The organism is Agrobacterium sp. ES01 (genome assembly GCF_050320885.1).
Taxonomy (GTDB): domain Bacteria; phylum Pseudomonadota; class Alphaproteobacteria; order Rhizobiales; family Rhizobiaceae; genus Allorhizobium.
Genome location: NZ_JBNQTH010000003.1, coordinates 380,569 through 397,490, shown reverse-complemented (window position 1 = coordinate 397,490; position 16,922 = coordinate 380,569). Strand labels below are relative to the sequence as shown.

14 protein-coding genes are annotated in these 16,922 nt (G+C 59.9%); 6 read left to right on the top strand and 8 right to left on the bottom strand.

The annotated features are described in order from the left end of the window. Positions 1-152: 152 nt before the first annotated feature. Positions 153-1,988 (top strand): aminopeptidase P family protein, encoded by a 1,836-nt coding sequence (locus ACQQ2Q_RS11205; protein WP_428187144.1) that lies wholly within the window; start codon positions 153-155, stop codon positions 1,986-1,988. Here the strand turns inward: ACQQ2Q_RS11205 and ACQQ2Q_RS11200 are convergent. Continuing rightward, positions 1,978-2,289: an AzlD family protein gene (locus tag ACQQ2Q_RS11200; protein ID WP_428187143.1), complete on the bottom strand. Its 312-nt coding sequence runs from the start codon at positions 2,287-2,289 to the stop codon at positions 1,978-1,980. The two genes, ACQQ2Q_RS11205 and ACQQ2Q_RS11200, sit on opposite strands and share 11 nt — an antisense overlap. Continuing rightward, positions 2,286-2,996, bottom strand: coding sequence for an AzlC family ABC transporter permease (locus ACQQ2Q_RS11195; RefSeq protein WP_428187142.1), 711 nt, complete (start codon positions 2,994-2,996; stop codon positions 2,286-2,288). Before ACQQ2Q_RS11195 ends, ACQQ2Q_RS11200 begins: the two co-directional genes overlap by 4 nt. A gap of 154 nt (positions 2,997-3,150) precedes the next feature. Between ACQQ2Q_RS11195 and ACQQ2Q_RS11190 the strand changes: the two genes are divergently transcribed. Further along, complete coding sequence (locus ACQQ2Q_RS11190; protein WP_428187141.1) at positions 3,151-3,405, top strand: DUF2164 domain-containing protein; 255 nt, start codon at positions 3,151-3,153, stop codon at positions 3,403-3,405. A 39-nt stretch (positions 3,406-3,444) separates the two neighbouring features. On the opposite strand, the gene panC is transcribed toward ACQQ2Q_RS11190, so the two are convergent. Continuing rightward, the gene (gene panC / locus ACQQ2Q_RS11185; protein ID WP_428187140.1) at positions 3,445-4,293 is read right to left on the bottom strand and encodes a pantoate--beta-alanine ligase; all 849 of its coding nucleotides are present in this window, start codon (positions 4,291-4,293) and stop codon (positions 3,445-3,447) included. Between the two features lie 17 nt (positions 4,294-4,310). Next, a complete protein-coding gene (gene pncA / locus ACQQ2Q_RS11180) occupies positions 4,311-4,937 on the bottom strand; it encodes a bifunctional nicotinamidase/pyrazinamidase (protein ID WP_428187139.1) in 627 nt (208 codons plus the stop codon). A 238-nt stretch (positions 4,938-5,175) separates the two neighbouring features. On the opposite strand from pncA, the gene ACQQ2Q_RS11175 reads away from it, so the two are divergent. Then, a complete protein-coding gene (locus tag ACQQ2Q_RS11175) occupies positions 5,176-5,931 on the top strand; it encodes a TetR/AcrR family transcriptional regulator (protein ID WP_428187138.1) in 756 nt (251 codons plus the stop codon). A 66-nt stretch (positions 5,932-5,997) separates the two neighbouring features. Here ACQQ2Q_RS11175 and ACQQ2Q_RS11170 read toward each other — a convergent pair whose 3' ends face one another. From ACQQ2Q_RS11170 to ACQQ2Q_RS11160, 3 genes are read right to left on the bottom strand one after another with little or no spacing between them, the layout of a single operon-like run. Next, a complete protein-coding gene (locus ACQQ2Q_RS11170; RefSeq protein WP_428187137.1) occupies positions 5,998-6,954 on the bottom strand; it encodes an ABC transporter permease subunit in 957 nt (318 codons plus the stop codon). Continuing rightward, positions 6,941-7,882 carry an ABC transporter ATP-binding protein gene (locus ACQQ2Q_RS11165; RefSeq protein WP_428187136.1) on the bottom strand — a complete coding sequence of 314 codons (942 nt, stop codon included), beginning with the start codon at positions 7,880-7,882 and terminating at the stop codon, positions 6,941-6,943. Before ACQQ2Q_RS11165 ends, ACQQ2Q_RS11170 begins: the two co-directional genes overlap by 14 nt. Then, positions 7,879-9,060 (bottom strand): NEW3 domain-containing protein, encoded by a 1,182-nt coding sequence (locus tag ACQQ2Q_RS11160; RefSeq protein ID WP_428187135.1) that lies wholly within the window; start codon positions 9,058-9,060, stop codon positions 7,879-7,881. The genes ACQQ2Q_RS11165 and ACQQ2Q_RS11160 overlap by 4 nt, the downstream gene beginning before the upstream one ends. A gap of 386 nt (positions 9,061-9,446) precedes the next feature. On the opposite strand from ACQQ2Q_RS11160, the gene ACQQ2Q_RS11155 reads away from it, so the two are divergent. Next, the gene (locus ACQQ2Q_RS11155; RefSeq protein ID WP_428187134.1) at positions 9,447-9,725 is read left to right on the top strand and encodes a DUF6074 family protein; all 279 of its coding nucleotides are present in this window, start codon (positions 9,447-9,449) and stop codon (positions 9,723-9,725) included. 24 nt (positions 9,726-9,749) lie between these two features. On the opposite strand, the gene ACQQ2Q_RS11150 is transcribed toward ACQQ2Q_RS11155, so the two are convergent. Further along, positions 9,750-12,245 (bottom strand): ATP-dependent helicase, encoded by a 2,496-nt coding sequence (locus ACQQ2Q_RS11150; protein ID WP_428187133.1) that lies wholly within the window; start codon positions 12,243-12,245, stop codon positions 9,750-9,752. Between the two features lie 341 nt (positions 12,246-12,586). Between ACQQ2Q_RS11150 and ACQQ2Q_RS11145 the strand changes: the two genes are divergently transcribed. Both ACQQ2Q_RS11145 and ACQQ2Q_RS11140 read left to right on the top strand, forming a co-directional pair. After that, positions 12,587-13,780 (top strand): efflux RND transporter periplasmic adaptor subunit, encoded by a 1,194-nt coding sequence (locus tag ACQQ2Q_RS11145; protein ID WP_428187132.1) that lies wholly within the window; start codon positions 12,587-12,589, stop codon positions 13,778-13,780. Next, positions 13,777-16,905 (top strand): efflux RND transporter permease subunit, encoded by a 3,129-nt coding sequence (locus tag ACQQ2Q_RS11140; RefSeq protein ID WP_428187131.1) that lies wholly within the window; start codon positions 13,777-13,779, stop codon positions 16,903-16,905. Before ACQQ2Q_RS11145 ends, ACQQ2Q_RS11140 begins: the two co-directional genes overlap by 4 nt. Positions 16,906-16,922: the final 17 nt, after the last annotated feature.

Genomic DNA, 16,922 nt, shown 5'->3' with positions numbered 1-16,922 from the left:
GCATCTAGGCATTGGCTGCCGCAATTTTTATCGCATTGCATCATTTCTCCCTGCGGCCGTGGCGAAGCGAATTGCGGAGAGGCTCATGCTGGGGCTGGCGCTGCCTTATGCGCTTGCTATAACGAATCGCGAAATTGCAGAAAGGCCCCTCCATGTTCCAGTCCTTCGATGTCACCTCCAATCCACAATTCGGCAAGGCACGCGTGGAGGCGTTGCGCGCGCGCTTCGACGGGCTTGGCGTGGACGGCTTTCTGGTGCCACGCGCAGACGAATATCAGGGGGAATATGTACCGGCCTCTGCGGAACGGCTTGCCTGGTTGACGGGCTTTACCGGTTCGGCGGGCATTGTGCTGGTCACGCGAACGCAAGCTGTCGTGTTCGTCGATGGCCGCTACACCACGCAACTTGTCGAGCAGGTCGACGGCGAAGTCTTTACCGGCGGTGATCTGGTTGGTGAGCCGCCGCACAAATGGATCCCCGCGAACCTGCCTTCGGGCTTTCGCCTTGGTATCGATCCCTGGCTTCATACCGGAGCCGAAGTGCGACGGTTGCAAAAGGCGCTGGCGGAAAAGGACGGCAGTCTGGTGCTGCTGGAGGCCAATCCGCTTGATGCCATCTGGGACAATCGCCCGGCAGAGCCGCGCGGCGCGGTCACCATACAAGGCGACAGCTATGCTGGCGTGTTGGCGAAAGACAAGATCGCGACGATTGCGGCCGAGCTGCAGAAAAAGCATCTGGGTGCCGTTCTGATCACGGACCCATCGTCCGTGGCCTGGATCTTCAACATTCGTGGTGCCGATGTGCCCCATACTCCGCATCCACTGGCACGGGCGCTGGTCCATGCCGATGGATCGGCCGAGATTTTTCTTAGCAAACACAAGACCGGTATCGAGGCCGAAGCCTATCTCGGGCAGTTGGCGACGCAGTCCGAGCCCGAAGAGATTAACCCCCGGCTTGAGGCGCTGAGCAAATCTGGCGCACATATTCTGGTCGATCCGGAGCTGACACCCTACGCATTGTCAGATGTGATTACGCAATCGGGTGGACAGGTAGTTGAGGGTGAGGATCCGGCCAAGCTGCCGCGAGCCATCAAGAACACGGTCGAGCTCAACGGCTCCGCTGCTGCGCATCTTCAGGACGGTGTCGCCATGGTCGAGTTTCTCTGCTGGTTGGATCAGCAGCATCCGGGCACAGTCTCGGAAATCGATGCCACCAAGGCATTGGAATCCGCGCGGGCCAAGGTGGGAGAGCGGATGCAGAACCCGCTCAAGGATATCTCCTTCGACACAATATCGGGTGCGGGCGAGCATGGTGCCGTCATTCATTACAGGGTAACGACCGTTTCTGATCGCAAGCTCAATTCCGGCGAGTTGTTCCTGCTCGATTCCGGGGCGCAATATATCAATGGCACCACGGATATCACCCGTACCGTTGCCATCGGTGCTGTGCCGGAGGAGCAGAAGCGCTTCTTTACACTGGTGCTCAAGGGCATGATCGCGATCAGTATGGCGCGCTTCCCCAAGGGGACTCGCGGCTGCGATCTCGACCCGCTGGCGCGCATGGCCTTGTGGAAGGCCGGTGCCGATTATGCCCATGGAACGGGGCACGGCGTTGGCTCATTCCTTTCCGTTCACGAGGGGCCGCAGCGCATTTCTCGGGTGTCGCAGCAGGAATTGCTGCCGGGCATGATCTTGTCGAACGAGCCCGGTTACTACCGTCCCGGTGCCTTTGGTATCCGTATCGAGAACCTCATTTATGTGCGCGAGCCCGAGAGCATCGAGGGCGGCGATATCCCGATGCACAGTTTCGAGACGCTGACCTATGTGCCGATCGACAAATATCTGGTTTTGACCGAGCTTTTGACGCGCGAAGAGCTGCAATGGCTCGATGCCTATCATGCCAAGACGCGCGATGAACTGATGCCGCTTGTCGAGGATGCAAAGGTCAAGGCATGGCTTGAGAAGGCAACGGAGCCATTCAGCCGCTGAAATGGCGCATCGCCATGACCACGCACCAGCCGATGATCAGCATGGGGATGGCTGAAAAGCGAAGCCCTGCGATCAGTCCGGCAGCCATTGCCACCTTCACATCCAACCCGCCTGCATAAAAGGCGGGTGCCACAAGGGTGGTGAGCACGGCTGCCGGGACGGCGTTGAGCGCGGCATCAAGGCGTGGCGGGATGGTCTTCATCCGGCCGATGATCAGATGGCCGCCAATGCGGGTGAGATAGGTGGCCACAGCCGATGCCAGAATGACGATGAGCATGTAGGGGCTGGCAAATTCGCTCATCGTACCGCCTCCGCAGTGGCGACCGCATCCCGGCTTTTCGGCGGAAGCGCTGCTGCCAGCAGAATACCGACCGCCGCGCCGATGCTCACATGCCATGGCGAGCCGACATAAATATAGGCCGCGATTGACGCGATCGCGCTGGCGACGACGACGATGGCGAAGTTGTCGCGCTTGCGAAAGCCGAGTGTCAGGCCACCGAAATAGATGGGCAGCAGCACATCGATGCCGATGGTTTTCGGATCGCCGATCAGCGTGCCGAAATAGGCGCCGACGGCTGAGAGTATGACCCAGGGTACGTATAACGCGACGCCAAAGCCGAGATACCAGCCGAAGGTGACCGCCTTTCCGCTTTCCTTGCGCGCCAGAGACAGTGCGAACTGCGGATCGGTGAGAAGGAAGAAGGCGAGCGCCTTTTGCGCTGGAGAGTAGGCGGCAAAGAGCGGGCCGATGGCAGCGGAGTAAAGAATGTGGCGGAAATTCACAGCGAACACCGACAGCACGATCAACCATGCCGGCACGTTGTGTCCGAACAGTTCCAGGCCAACCAGCTGACTTGCGCCGGCAAAGATGGTGGCGCTCATCAGGCCAGCCTCTGCCACCGTCAACCCGTTGCTGGCGGCGATGGCGCCGAACAGGATGGCGAAGGGCACCGTCGATACCAATACCGGAGGGGCTGCCGACATCCCCTCAATGAAGTCCCTACGCATCTCTACTCCTCATGTCCTGTGTGTCGGGCATAGAACCGCCGGTGTGAATGCACAAATGAATTCCCTTTATGGGGCGTTGGAATTTGCTGAACCGGTCTTTCCGTCATAATCTTTGTGTCTCGCACCGTTTTCTTGAAGAAAAGGAACGACGTTGATGGCAACACTCGATTTTTCCCCCGAAGAACTGGCCGAGACCGTTGCGCGGCTGCAATCTCATTTTCGCGAGGAATTCCAGCTGGAGCTGGGGCGGTTCGAAATGGAGGAACTGGTCGCTGTTTTTGCCGGCGAGCTCAGCTCGCATTTCTACAATCGCGGGCTCTACGATGCGCAGGCTGCGGTGATGCAGAAGGTGGACGATATCAACGAGGCGATCTATCAGCTTGAAATGCTTGGTACCGACGCGAATTGATCTTTTCTGGACATCTTGGGGAAGGTGCTCAGGTCGCAGTCAGCCAGTCGTTATGACGCGGTTATCGAGCAGTCTCGTTGCGCCGATACGGACGTAAAGCAGGACAAGAATGGCATCGCCCCCGGTTTCGATCTGCCCAAGGGTATGCGGGTCGCGAACGGCGATGACGTCGGGCTGGGCGAGCGGTTCCGTGCGGATGAAGGTCGCAAGCGCTGCTTCCAGCTCTGCCGCGTTGCGCATACCACCCTTAAACAGTCTTTGTGCTTCGCTGAGCGCATTCGGTACGATGACGGCCGCAGTCCGCTCGATTTGCGAGAGGTAGACATTGCGTGAGGAGCAGGCGAGGCCATCGGCTTCGCGAACGGTGGCCACCGGAACGACACGAACCGGCTGCGCCAGATCCTCGACCATGCGCTTTATAATGGCGACCTGCTGGTAGTCTTTCTCACCGAAATAGGCGGAATCCGGCTGGACGATGTTGAAGAGCTTGGCAACGACGGTCGCGACGCCGGCGAAGTGTCCGGGGCGGGCTTCGCCCTCCAGCTGATTTCCCAGCTTCGGAAGGTCAACCACCGTTTCCATCGGGCGCGGATACATGTCTTCCACGCTCGGCGAAAACAGAAAGTCGACACCGGCTTTTTGCAGCATTTCACTGTCGCGTGCGAGGTCGCGTGGATATTTGCCGAGGTCCTCTTTCGCCCCGAACTGCAGCGGATTGACGAAGATGGATGTGACCGTCACATCGTTTTCGGCGCGCGCACGGGCAACAAGTTCCATATGGCCCTGATGCAGATAGCCCATGGTCGGAACGAAGCCGATGGACTTTGCGGCACGTCTTGGTGCGGCCAAGCGTTCGCGCAGTGCCGCTATGCTGGTGAGGGTTTCCATCCGCTTTTCCGCTTGGGTCAACCGAGGATGTCAGTGCTGTCGACGATAGCGATGCCCTTGGCACGCATCTCCTCTTTTGCTTGTTCGACGCCTGCTGGATCGATGCCGCGGCTGGCATCGGAGATGAAGCGAACGGTGGTGCCCGGCAACATCTCGACGGCGTCGAGAGCGGAGAACTTCACGCAATAGTCCGTGGCCAGACCGCAGATATCGACGGCCGTGACATCCTTCGATTTCAGGTAATCGGCAAGGCCGGTCAGGGCTGTCTGGTCGTTGTCGCGAAAGGCCGAATAGCTGTCGACCGCCGGGTCTTCGCCCTTTTGCTGGATATAATCGATCTTGCCGGTCTCAAGATCCGGATGGAACTCGGCATCCTTGCTGCCTTGCACGCAGTGATCGGGCCACATCATTTGCGGTTGGCCTGCCAGTTCGCCCATTTCGAACGGATGCTTGCCGGCATGTTGCGACGCAAAGCTGCCATGGTTGGCTGGATGCCAGTCCTGCGAGGCGACGATCAGATCATACCCCCCGGCATCCATCAGCCGGTTGGCGATGGGCACGATCTTATCGCCTTCGGGCACTGCCAGATTGCCACCGGGGCAGAAACCATTCTGAATGTCGACGAGAAGCAGGGCCTTGGTCATGAAAAATCCTTTGTCTATCTGGGCGGAGAATGCCAAGTGCCGTCTTCGGGATCAATCGGGAAATTGCCCGAAATTGCCGGAGAGACTGGAAGGGTTAGGCAATCGATGCCGCGTTTTCGCCCAAAAGGTAAAGACAGCTGTGCATGGTTTGCGTCAGGACACGGATGTATGTTGCCGCTCACTGATCGCTTCTATAGAGGGCAATGAGGTAATTGCTTTTCGGTTTCACGAGGTTGAGTTGAGCGGCACGTCAAAGAAGATGAGCGTGGAAGCCTGGATTCTGGCAGGGCTCGAGGCGCTTGAGGCCCACGGTTTTCGGGTTGTCAAAGCCGATACCCTGTCGAAGATGCTGAACGTCACGCGCGGCAGCTTCTACTGGCATTTCCCCGAGGTCGGTTCCTTTCACCGTGCCGTGATCGGTCGCTGGACGGACGAAAGGATGGGGATGCTCAACAAGGAGTTCGCTGCCGACGACACCAGCGTCAGAGACCTGCTGAAACAGGCTTTCGGCTCCGGTGCCATGCGCGAGCGGCAGATGCGGCTTTGGGCGATCGAAGAACCGATGGCACGCGCTGCCCTTGCCGAAATCGACGGACGCCGTCTGGCGCTGATGGAGGAACTGGCCGTTGGCCGTGGTCTGGAGCGCGACACCGCAAGCCGCCGCATCAAGCTCATCTATTGGAGCTATGTCGGTGCATCCGTGCTGGAAGAGCCGGCTCGCGACGATCTCTCCATCTATATCGAGGAACTGGCACTGATGCTGGAGCCGGCAGGTATCAATCTGTCTGCTGCCATGGGTGTGGAGAAGGTTGCGGCATTCGAAGCCGTCGCCGAGCCAATGGCCGCAGCTGGAACCGACAACGATGCTGTCTTGGAGCCGACACCAAAAGCCGCCAAGCCGAAGCGTGAGAAGCCCAAGACCGACAAACCTAAGGCTGCGAAGGCAAAGCCAGCACCGGACATGCCGGTTCAGCAGGCGCTATTCGACTTCTAGGCGAGTGCCATTGAAGAAACTGCGACAGCCGGGCTTCATGCCCGACTGCCAAGGGCCGCCTATCACTCAGGCTCTTATTTCCTGACGCTGGAACGCGACGTAAGCGATGGTATAGATGACGATCATCGCCGCAATCAGTCCCGAGAACTGCGGCCAGATCAGCAATGCGCTCTGATCCAGAGGCAGTGGCGTTCCCATCAAGGCACCTTGCAGCTGGCTCATGAAGACAAGGCCCAGAGAGCGGGTTTCCGGATTCAGCAGTGCCTGGATCGTCTCCTGATAGAGCGTCGCCGGTGATAGCCTGGCAAGATCATGCGCCCACTCGGCCTGCGAAATGAGGGTGAGCGGGTTATAGGGATCGACCGGGGAAATGGCCGATGCTGCAAGCGGCGCGATCATGCCCCAGAATAATGTCAGCACCAGCCACAGGGTCAGTGCTGCCAGCGCCGAGGTCGCCGGTGAGCGGAACAGCGTCGAAAACAGCATCGACACGGCGAGCCATACGCCCGCATAAAACAGCGAGGCGAGCAGGAAGGCGAGGCCGCGTGCCACTTCCTCACCCGATGGCGGCAGCCCCAACGTGATCAGAGCCATGCCGGTGACCAGCAGCCACAAGGTGACGAGGCAGATGCCGATGATGGTCAGCCCGCCGAGGAACTTGCCAGCCAGAAGCGCGTCGCGGTAGATCGGTTGGGACAGGATGCGGCTCATGGTGCGGCGGTTATATTCGCCATTGATCGCGTCGAAGCCGAGCGCGATACCGATCAGCGGCAACAGGAAGCCGAGAAAGGTGACGAAAGAAGGCAGTGGCTGCTGGGCCGTGGTGAAGACACGCAGGAACAGGAACTGGTCCTGTCCCACCGTGTCCTTGATCTGGCCGATGGCGCCATAGATCGAGCCAGCCGCCGTCAGCAGCACCAGCAGCATGACCAGATGCATGCGGGCGCTCGCCATATGGTCTGCCGCCTCCTTGAGGGCGACGGCGGCCAGTCCCGAAAAGGGGGAACCTTCACGCTGCTTCATGATGCATCTCCTTGAAATAGCGGACATAGACCTCGTCGAGGCTGGTCCGGTCCATGGAAAGCCGCTTCAACGAACCGCCGGCATCGACAATCGCCTTCGAGACGGCGGCGCGAACATCCCGATCGGCTTCGATGCGGATCGTGTCGCCACCGGAGCGGCTGACATGGGTGACGCCATCTAGTTTTTCGGTGAGCGCCTTGGCATCGCAGCCCTGCGCTTCCACTTCGACCACATGCGAGCCACCGAGCACCTGGGTGGCAAGATCATCGACCCGGCCGACAAGGGCGGCCTTGCCGGCATTGAACAGGGCGACGCGGGTGCAGATGCTCTGTACCATGGCCAGCATGTGCGAGGACAAGACGATGGTCATGCCGTCGGCGGCCAGTTTCAGGATCATGTCCAGCAGTTCCTGCGTGGACTGCGGATCGAGGCCCGAGGTCGGCTCGTCGAGGATGGCCAGTTCGCATTGCTTGACCAGGAGATCGGCGATGCCGAGCCTTTGGCGCATGCCGCGCGAAAAGTCCGATACCCGTTTGTTGCGCACATGGTCTAGGCGGACGCGCTTGAGGGAGTCATCGACGCGCGCGCCGATCTCGGCACCGGCAATGCCGGCCAGCCTTGCCGTGTAAGCGAGGTTTTCGAAAGCTGTCATGCCGTCGTAAAACCCCACAGCATCGGGCAGATAGCCCACGCGGCGTTTCACTTCCAGCGGTTCTCGCAGTGGATTTCGACCCAGAACCTTCACCTCGCCGCCGCTCGGCTCTGTCAAACCGAGAAGCAGGAGAATGGTGGTGGTCTTGCCGGCCCCGTTTGGTCCCAGCAGGCCGAAAATTTCGCCCTGCCGGATTGTCAGGTCAAGTCCGTCGACGGCGACGTGCTGACCGTAGCGTTTGGTGAGGCCTTTCGCCTCGATGACGGGGGCGCTCATCTGCGGCCATACCTGGTGACTGCAAAGGCCAGAACCATGACGGCAGCGCCGATTGTGCCAAGACCTGCCAGACCCCATACCGTGGAGGTGGTGACGGTGACGCGGAACTGCTGGCTGTCGGACAGGCCATCGCCATGAGCGCGCACGCTGACCATATAGTCACCGGCAATGGCCTTGTCGGACGGTGTCATGGTGACGGAAACGTCGGCCTTGTCGCCGGGGGCGATTTCCGGCACTTTTTCCGGACTTGCCGTGACTTTCCAGCCCGAAGGTGCGTTGGCACTCACTTCAACATTTTCGGCCGGAGCCGTGCCGGAATTGGCGACCACGAATTTGAAGCTTTGCTCCTTGCCGGCTTCGGCGCGGCCTGAGAGCCGTTCATCGGCGGTTGAAAGCTGCAAGTCTGCCTGACCGGTCACATCGAGAACAAGCTGTGTCTCGCCCTGGGCCTTGGCATCGGATGCGCCGACCTTGACCGGATACTGGCCAGCTGCGACCTGCGCCGGCGGCTTCACGGAAACCTTCACCGTTTTTGTCTCGCCGGCTTTCAGCGGCAGACTGGTCAGCTCGTTGCTGCCATACTGTTCCTTGAAGGTTGCGGTAAAGCCGGGCGGTGCCTGACTGAGAAGATTAACGACATTATCCTCGGTGCTATCGTTCTGGATGGCTACATCGTAGTCGAAGGAGGATTTTGGCGTGCCGCGCAGGGCCGGCAAGGTGGGTTTCAGCGTCAGCTTGTCAGGCTCGGCGGCAGCCAGCGTGATCTTGACCGGCAGCGTGAGGGTCCTGCCATCATCGGTGTGGCCGGCAACGGTGAAGGCGTAATTGCCGGGCTTGGCCGCGTCGGGCGGTGTGAGCTTCAGTTGGAGGGCGCGGGTCTCGTTGGGGCCCGCCATGGCCGCTTCAACCGCCTTGCCATCGCCAAGCAGCGTCCACGTCCAGCCAGACGGCAGACCGCTGACGGAAAAATCGACGCGGGCCGGCGGCATCTCGGCATTTTGCAGGCTGAGCGGCAAGGTTGCGTCCTGGCCGATCTTTTCGGTCAGTGCAGGATAGGTGGTGGTCAGCCACAGGCCGGTCGGCTGTGCGGTGTCCTGCTGGGCCAGAGCTGGCATTGCGGCAAGCACAAGCCCACCGGCAAGCGCCAGGGCTGCAGGCAGGTGACGAGGAGAAGTCATCCCATTACTCCCAATGTTTCGAAATGAAAAATGTCTCGATGCCGGGCGGTTTTGCAGGAGTGCTCAACGCCGGCGAATACGAGACTTTGCCTGAAAAATGACGAAACCGGGGCAAAGAAAATTACAGTTATGTAATGTTGCCAAGGGGTTATGCTGGGTGCGTCATATTCTCGACGCGCCCGGCGCTCTGCAGTTCGCTTGGAAAAACGGCCGTGATGTCGATGAAGCCGGCACTGCTGCAAGGTTTCTTTAACCCTGATGGGGCACCTTTGACGAATCTGCGAAGCAGGGGCAGGGGCGATTGCCCGGGCCTATTATTGCCGCATGATGATCATGCAATCAGCCGGTCTTGCAGCGTGTGTCGCAAGCGGTTCAGGGAGTAAAGAATGACGCGTTCAGCCGCCGCCAAAAGCCCCGCCGGAGCCCTCCATTTCTTTCCCATCAGCCAGCGGTCCGACGTGGTGCGCCAGGCCGCACGCGAACTCGACAGTCATAACGGTCAGGCGGCTCTCGACTTCTGGAAGAACAAGTGCCGCGCGCTTGGCGCTGAACTGACCGCCCGCGGCTGCGCCGAAGACGAAATGCGCGCCCAGATCATGGATTTCCAGGCGGCCGTTCAGGCAGAACTTCTGGAACTGCATCATCAGCGGATGGTTGAGGGCTGATTTTCCAGTTTGGCGATTGCCGCCTCACACCCGCTCCACAAATCCGTCCAGCACGCGTTTCTGCCCGGCCCGGTCGAAGTCGATCGTCAGCTTGTTGCCTTCGATCGTCGCGATGTTGCCGTTTCCGAACTTGATGTGGAAGACACGGTCGCCGACTGAATATTTCGACGGTTCGGTGGCGGTCGACTTGGCCACCAGTTCGCCATCGATGGTCTTGCCGCGCGGGCCCGATTCGCCGTAGCCGATGCGTTCGACCGCATGGCCGGAACGATTGCCCCAATTGTTGCGGGTGGCGTCGGTCTTGTTGGCCTGGGCGCGCTTCCAACCGGGGGTGGAATAGCTGTTTTCAAAGGGCTCCTGCTTGTCGAAGCGGGATTGTCCGTAGCCACCACGACCATAACCGCCATAATTCCCCTCGGATTCGGCCACATCCACATGGGCGGATGGCAGCTCGTCGAGAAAGCGGGACGGCATGGTGGATTGCCAAAGGCCGTGGATGCGGCGGTTGGATACGAACCAGATATGGCAGCGCCGCTTGGCGCGGGTGATGCCGACATAGGCGAGGCGGCGTTCTTCTTCCAAGCCCGAGCGCCCGCCTTCATCCAGCGCGCGCTGGTGCGGAAAGAGGCCTTCTTCCCATCCGGGCAGGAAGACGGTTTCGAATTCCAGTCCCTTGGCGGAATGGAGCGTCATGATGGAGACGGCGTCCATATCCTCGTTCTGCTCGGCATCCATGACCAGCGAGACATGCTCGAGGAAGCCGCGCATGCTCTCGAACGCCTCCATGGAGCGGATGAGCTCCTTGAGGTTTTCCAGACGACCCGGCGCTTCTGCCGATTTGTCGTTCTTCCACATATCGGTGTAGCCGGACTCTTCAAGGATCTGCTCGGCAAGTTCGGTATGGGGAACGGTTTCAAGCTGTTCCTGCCATCGGCGAAAGTTTTGCACGACGTCAAACAGGGCCTTGCGGGCCTTGGGTTTCAGGTCGTCGGTCTCGGTCATGTCGCCTGCGGCCTGCAACATGGGAATGTCGCGGGCGCGGGCATAATCATGCAGGGCGCGCACCGAGGTGTCGCCCAGACCACGCTTGGGCGTGTTGATGATGCGCTCGAAGGCCAGATCGTCTGCAGGCTGGCAGACGAGGCGGAAATAGGCCATGGCATCGCGGATTTCGAGCCGCTCATAAAAGCGCGGGCCGCCGACGACGCGGTAATTCAGGCCAAGGGTTACAAAACGATCTTCGAATTCGCGCATCTGGAAGGAGGCGCGCACGAGGATCGACATATCGTTGAGCTTGTGTTTCTTGCCGTCTGCATCGCCACGCTGCAGGCGCTCGATTTCTTCGCCGACTGCGCGGGCTTCCTCTTCGGAATCCCAGGCAGCATGCACCACGACCTTTTCATCGTCGGGTTCGGAGCGTTCGGTGAATAGCGTCTTGCCAAGGCGGCCTTCGTTATGGGCAATCAGATGGCCGGCAGCGCCCAGAATATGTTCGGTGGATCGATAATTGCGCTCCAGTTTCACCACCTTGGCGCCGGGGAAATCCTTCTCGAACCGCAGGATATTGTCGACTTCCGCGCCACGCCAGCCATAGATCGACTGGTCGTCGTCGCCCACGCAACAGACATTCTGGGCCACGCCCTTGGGGCGCTGGGCCAAAAGCCGCAGCCACATATATTGCGCGGTGTTGGTGTCCTGATACTCGTCGACCAGAATATAGCGGAACTTGTCGTGATATTCCCGCAGCACATCCGGATTGGCCTTGAACATGCGGATGGGGTGCAAGAGAAGATCGCCAAAATCGCAGGCGTTCAGGCTTTTCAGCCGGTTCTGATAGGCGGTGTAGAGTTCACGACCCTTGCCATTGGCAAAGGCACGGGCATCGCCTTCGGGGATCTGTGACGGATCGAGCCCCTTGTTCTTCCAGCCATCGATCATTCCGGCAAACTGGCGGGCCGGCCAGCGCTTGTCGTCGATGCCTTCTGCCTGGATCAACTGCTTGATCAGGCGAATGACGTCGTCGGTGTCGAGAATGGTGAAGTCGGAGCGCAGGCCAACCAGTTCGGCGTGGCGACGCAGCAGTTTCACGCCGATGGAATGGAAGGTGCCGAGCCAGGGCATGCCTTCGACCGCGCCACCGACCAGAAGCCCGATACGCTCCTTCATCTCGCGCGCGGCCTTGTTGGTGAAGGTCACGGCGAGAATCTGGCTTGGCCAGGCGCGGCCCGTCTCCAGAATATGAGCAATGCGGGTGGTCAGAACGCGGGTCTTGCCGGTGCCGGCGCCCGCCAGCACCAGAACGGGGCCTTCGGTCGCTTCCACCGCTTCACGCTGTTCCGGGTTGAGGCCTGACAGGTAATCGGGTGCCCGTGACTGATCGCGCGCCGCCATGGCGCGGGCCGCAATGCCAAGCCCGCCTTCCTTGGGCGCATGGGCCTGGGGGGCAGGGGCATTTGAGGGCTTGCGCGGCTCGTCAGGCTCCTCGTCGAAAAAGGGGATATCACTAAAACCACTGGTCATGGGGCTCAATGTAGTGATTCGAAACCGAAAGGCCAGAAAAGATGTTCTCCTTTCATTCCCAAAAGGTCACTATGCAACGGAAAATTGCCGGCTTTGGCGGATATCGTGCCGGACGCTGTCGTGAATGTGATTGGTCAATAGCCCGCATGGGTGCGAATAAAGGCTTGCGTTTCAATGTCGCCGGGCTTCGCAACACCTCAGGATAATGACAGTTTCGTAATGTTCATGATGGCGGGTTGCGGTTGCAACGCAGTCATGAATATTGGGCTTGAGCCGTTCCAAGACGCTGGGCCGCGGCGATCGCAAATCAGTTCTATTTCAGTGTCACTTGCGGAGATTGCATGGCCTTTTGGAAACAGTTGCTTCTGGCAATTATCGTCCTCGTTGCGGGGTTCTTTGTCTGGATCTGGCTCGTGCCCGGCAGTGGTGCCGTTTTGGCGCGGCTCGGCGTTCCAGCTGGCGTCGTTGCCATGGTGTCGACTTCGCAGACCGAAGGGGGGGATGCAGCCGGTGCAAAGCGCGGCGGTGGCCGCGGTTTCGGAAATACGCCTCAGGTGGTGGTTCAGCCGGTCGCGATCGGCAAGGTGAACGACCGCCTGACAGCGATAGGCAGCGGTGAGGCGGTTCAATCTGTCATCGTCACGCCACAGGTGGCCGGCACGTTGAAGGAAGTGCTGGTCAAATCCGGCGATCTCGTTGAGGCCGGTCAAGTGATGGCCCGCATCAAGGACGAGGAACAGATCATTGCGCGCGATCAAGCCAAGGTGGAACTGAACAGCGCTCTGGAAAAGGCGAAGCTCTACGAGAACCTGAAGTCGACCATTTCCCGTATCGATGCTTTCAACGCCGATATCGCGGTCCAGACTGCAAAGCTTGCGGTCGAGACGGCAGCGCTCAATCTGCAGCGGCGCGAAATTACCGCGCCCATCAGCGGCGTCGCGGGCATCGTCACCGTTGATCCCGGCGATAATGTTACCACGACAACAGCCATTGTCAGCCTCGATGACCGTTCGGAAATCCTCGTCGATTTCTGGGTTCCGGAGCGTTTCGCGCCGATCATCAAGGTCGGCCAACCGGTCGAGGCAACGGCAGTTGCGCGTCCGGCAGGGCTCTATCGCGGTGCGGTCGAGGCCATCGACAACCGCATTGATGAGGCCAGCCGCACGCTTCATGTGCGGGCCCGCATTGCCAACGAGAATGACGATCTGAGGGCCGGCATGGCGTTTACGGTCGCCATGACGTTCGACGGTGAAGACTATCCGGCCGTCGATCCGCTTGCGATCCAGTGGGACAGCGACGGCTCCTATGTCTGGCGGGTGAGTGACGGCAAGGCCGAAAAGGTTACCGTGCGCATCGTGCAGCGTAATCCCGACAGTATTCTCGTGGAAGCGGCATTGTCCGCCGGGGATGACATTATCATCGAGGGTGTGCAGCGTGTGCGGGCCGGCGGTGAGGTCGCAATCGCCGGCGAGCAACGTCCGGCCGATACCAAGCCATCCGCCGAGGCGCCTCAGCAGGAGGCGGCCAAGCAATGAGCGATCGCGAAGAAGGTCTGTTGCCGTCAGCCGATCATGGCGGGTTCACCGCGCTGTTCGTGCGACGCCCCATCCTGGCGCTTGTTTTCAATGCCCTGATCGTCGTTGCCGGCCTGTCTGCGCTTTACGGCGTCGAGGTTCGTGAACTGCCGGATGTCGACCGTCCGGTGATTACCGTTCGCACGACATTTTCAGGTGCGTCGCCCGAAACGGTCGATCAGGAGGTGACGACGGTCATCGAGGGGGCGGTGGCACGGGTCAGCGGGCTCAAATCCATGTCGTCGTCCTCGTCCTTCGGCTCCAGCCGCGTGACGCTCGAATTTTCCGATGCAACGGATCTCAACGTGGCCTCGACCGATGTTCGCGATGCGATTGGCCGTGTCACCAATGAGCTTCCCGACGAATCGGACGAACCACGAATCATCAAGGCCGATGCCGATTCCAGTGCGATCATGCGGCTGGCGATCACGTCGGACAGTCTCAGCCTCGACGATCTGACGCAACTGGTCGATGACGAGATCGTCGACCGGCTTGCCGCAGTGGATGGCGTCGCGGATGTCGATATCTACGGGGATCAGGAAAAGATTTTCCGGGTCGATGTCGATCAGGCAGCGCTTGCCAGCCGTGGGCTGACCATCGCCAATCTGTCCACTGCGCTGAGCGACCTTGCCTTTGACGTGCCGGCAGGCGCGCTCAACAGTGCCACGCAGAATATCGTGGTGCGGGCGACCGCGGAGCTGAAGACGCCGGAGGATTTTGCAAGTCTTATCATCCAGAACCGCGTGCGGTTGGGCGATGTGGCCACCATTACCCTGGGGCCGGATATCAGTTCGACCACTTTGCGGGCCAATGGCAGCCCTGGCATCGGTCTTGGCATCATTCGTCAGGCACAATCGAATACGCTCAGCATCTCCGATGGCGTGACCAAGGCTGTTGCGGATATCTCGAAGACCTTGCCTGAAGGCACGCAGATCCGCATCACCAGCGATGATGCCGTGTTCATCCGCGGCTCCATCGAAGAAGTGGTGCGCTCGCTGGCACTGGCAGCGATCATCGTGGTCGGTATCATCTATCTGTTTCTGCGCGACGCCAAGGCGACGATCATTCCGGCGGTCACCATGCCGGTGGCGTTGATCGGGACGGTTGCCGCGATCTATCTGCTCGGTTTCTCGATCAATATTCTGACCTTGCTTGCGATTGTGCTTGCCACCGGCATGGTGGTGGATGACGCGATTGTCGTGCTGGAAAATATCGTCAGGCGTCGAGCACAAGGCCTTGGACCTCGGGCAGCAGCCGTGCTTGGCACTCGGGAGGTGTTCTTTGCGGTCGTCACCACCACGGCCACGCTTGCCGCTGTGTTCGTGCCGCTGTCGTTCCTGCCGGGGCAGGTGGGCGGACTGTTTCGCGAATTCGGCTTCGTGCTGGCCTTTTCGGTGACGCTGTCATCGATTGTGGCGCTGACACTCTGTCCCATGCTGGCGTCTCGGCTGCTGACCCGCGATGTCGATCCTGACCCGGGTATGCTTGGCAGGTTGGGGAACCGCTTCTCCGATCTCTACCGCTATACGCTTCGCGGCTGTCTGAGAGCACCGTTCGTCGTGTTCATCGTTGCCATCGTCTTTGCCGGAGCAGCCTTTGGCGCATTCCAGCTGATCACCAACGAGTTGACGCCGCGCGAGGATCGCGGCCTGTTGTTGATGCGGGTGTCTGCTCCGCAAGGGGTCAGCCTCGAATATACCCGTGATCAGATGCGCCGGGTTGAGGAAAACCTTGAACCCCTGCGCGAGAGTGGAGAGATCATCAATCTGTTCTCTATTTCCGGATTTGGCAGCAGCAAGAACAGCGGCTTCATGGTGCTGACGCTGGCACCCTGGGATGAGCGCAGCCGCAGCCAGGACGAGATAGCAAAGGACGTGAATGCGGCGGCCGTAAAAGTGCCTGCCGTCCGTGCCTTTGCCATTCAGCCCAATTCTCTGAAAATCCGCGGCGGAGGAAATGGTCTCAGTTTCGCGCTTGTCGGTTCGAGCCATCAAAAGCTGACCCAGGCCGCTCTTTCCGTGGTCGATGCCATGGAACGGGACGGCCGTTTCGACAATCCGCGTCTGGCCGACGATGTCAGTCAGGCGCAGCTATCGGTCGTGATCGATCGTGAACGCGCGGCCGATCTCGGGGTCAATATAACGGGGCTTGCGCAGGCGATGCAGGCATTGCTCGACGGTCGCTCCATCGGTGATGTCTTCGTCGATGGCAAGTCTTATCCGGTGAAACTGGTATCGACCACGCGGCCAATCGATGATCCGACCGATCTTGAGAACATCTTCCTGCAGACGAGCGAAGGCAAGTTCGTGCCGATGTCGGTGATCGCCACGCTGAAGGAGAATGCGGTCGCGCCATCCTTGTCGCGTGAGCAGCAATTGGCGTCGGTTAGCATCAATGCCGGATTGAACGAGGGGACGTCGCTTGGTGAGGCGCTTGCCGTTGCCGAAGCCATCGCCGAACCGCTTTTGCCGCCCGGCGCAAGGCTGATGCCGCTGGCGGAGGCAGCCACGCTGAATGAAAATTCAAGCGGCATGGGCACGACCTTCGGTTTCGCCATCGTGATTGTCTTTCTGGTCCTGGCGGCGCAGTTCGAAAGCGTCTTGTCTTCACTGATCATTCTGGCGACCGTGCCGCTCGGGCTTGCCTGTGCCGTCTTCGCGCTGGTGCTGACGGGTTCATCGCTGAATGTCTATTCGCAGATCGGGCTGGTGCTTCTTGTCGGGGTGATGGCCAAGAACGGTATCTTGATCGTCGAATTTGCCAATCAGCTTCGTGATCAGGGGCAATCGGTTCGCAATGCAATCGAGAACGCATCCAATATGCGTTTGCGCCCTGTGATGATGACGATGATCTCGACGGTGCTGGGCGGTGTGCCGCTCGTGCTGGCCTCCGGCGCCGGTGCCGAGGCCCGTATCGCCCTCGGTTGGGTGATGGTGGGCGGACTGGGGCTTGCCACAATCGTCACACTCTATGTGACACCGGTCGCCTATCTGGCGCTTGCCCGGTTTTCAAAGCCGCGTGGCGACGAAGAAAAACGCCTGCGTCAGGAAATGGATATTGCGGCTTCGCTCGAGGCTGCTGAATGACTGCCGATAAGCAGGAG

Coding starts and splice junctions, on each gene's coding strand:
- ACQQ2Q_RS11200 (WP_428187143.1), bottom strand. CDS start 2,289: ATGAGCGAATTTGCCAGCCCCTACATGCTCATCGTCATTCTGGCATCG.
- ACQQ2Q_RS11195 (WP_428187142.1), bottom strand. CDS start 2,996: ATGCGTAGGGACTTCATTGAGGGGATGTCGGCAGCCCCTCCGGTATTG.
- ACQQ2Q_RS11145 (WP_428187132.1), top strand. CDS start 12,587: ATGGCCTTTTGGAAACAGTTGCTTCTGGCAATTATCGTCCTCGTTGCG.
- pncA (WP_428187139.1), bottom strand. CDS start 4,937: ATGACCAAGGCCCTGCTTCTCGTCGACATTCAGAATGGTTTCTGCCCC.
- ACQQ2Q_RS11155 (WP_428187134.1), top strand. CDS start 9,447: ATGACGCGTTCAGCCGCCGCCAAAAGCCCCGCCGGAGCCCTCCATTTC.
- ACQQ2Q_RS11170 (WP_428187137.1), bottom strand. CDS start 6,954: ATGAAGCAGCGTGAAGGTTCCCCCTTTTCGGGACTGGCCGCCGTCGCC.
- ACQQ2Q_RS11160 (WP_428187135.1), bottom strand. CDS start 9,060: ATGACTTCTCCTCGTCACCTGCCTGCAGCCCTGGCGCTTGCCGGTGGG.
- panC (WP_428187140.1), bottom strand. CDS start 4,293: ATGGAAACCCTCACCAGCATAGCGGCACTGCGCGAACGCTTGGCCGCA.
- ACQQ2Q_RS11140 (WP_428187131.1), top strand. CDS start 13,777: ATGAGCGATCGCGAAGAAGGTCTGTTGCCGTCAGCCGATCATGGCGGG.
- ACQQ2Q_RS11150 (WP_428187133.1), bottom strand. CDS start 12,245: ATGACCAGTGGTTTTAGTGATATCCCCTTTTTCGACGAGGAGCCTGAC.
- ACQQ2Q_RS11165 (WP_428187136.1), bottom strand. CDS start 7,882: ATGAGCGCCCCCGTCATCGAGGCGAAAGGCCTCACCAAACGCTACGGT.
- ACQQ2Q_RS11190 (WP_428187141.1), top strand. CDS start 3,151: ATGGCAACACTCGATTTTTCCCCCGAAGAACTGGCCGAGACCGTTGCG.
- ACQQ2Q_RS11205 (WP_428187144.1), top strand. CDS start 153: ATGTTCCAGTCCTTCGATGTCACCTCCAATCCACAATTCGGCAAGGCA.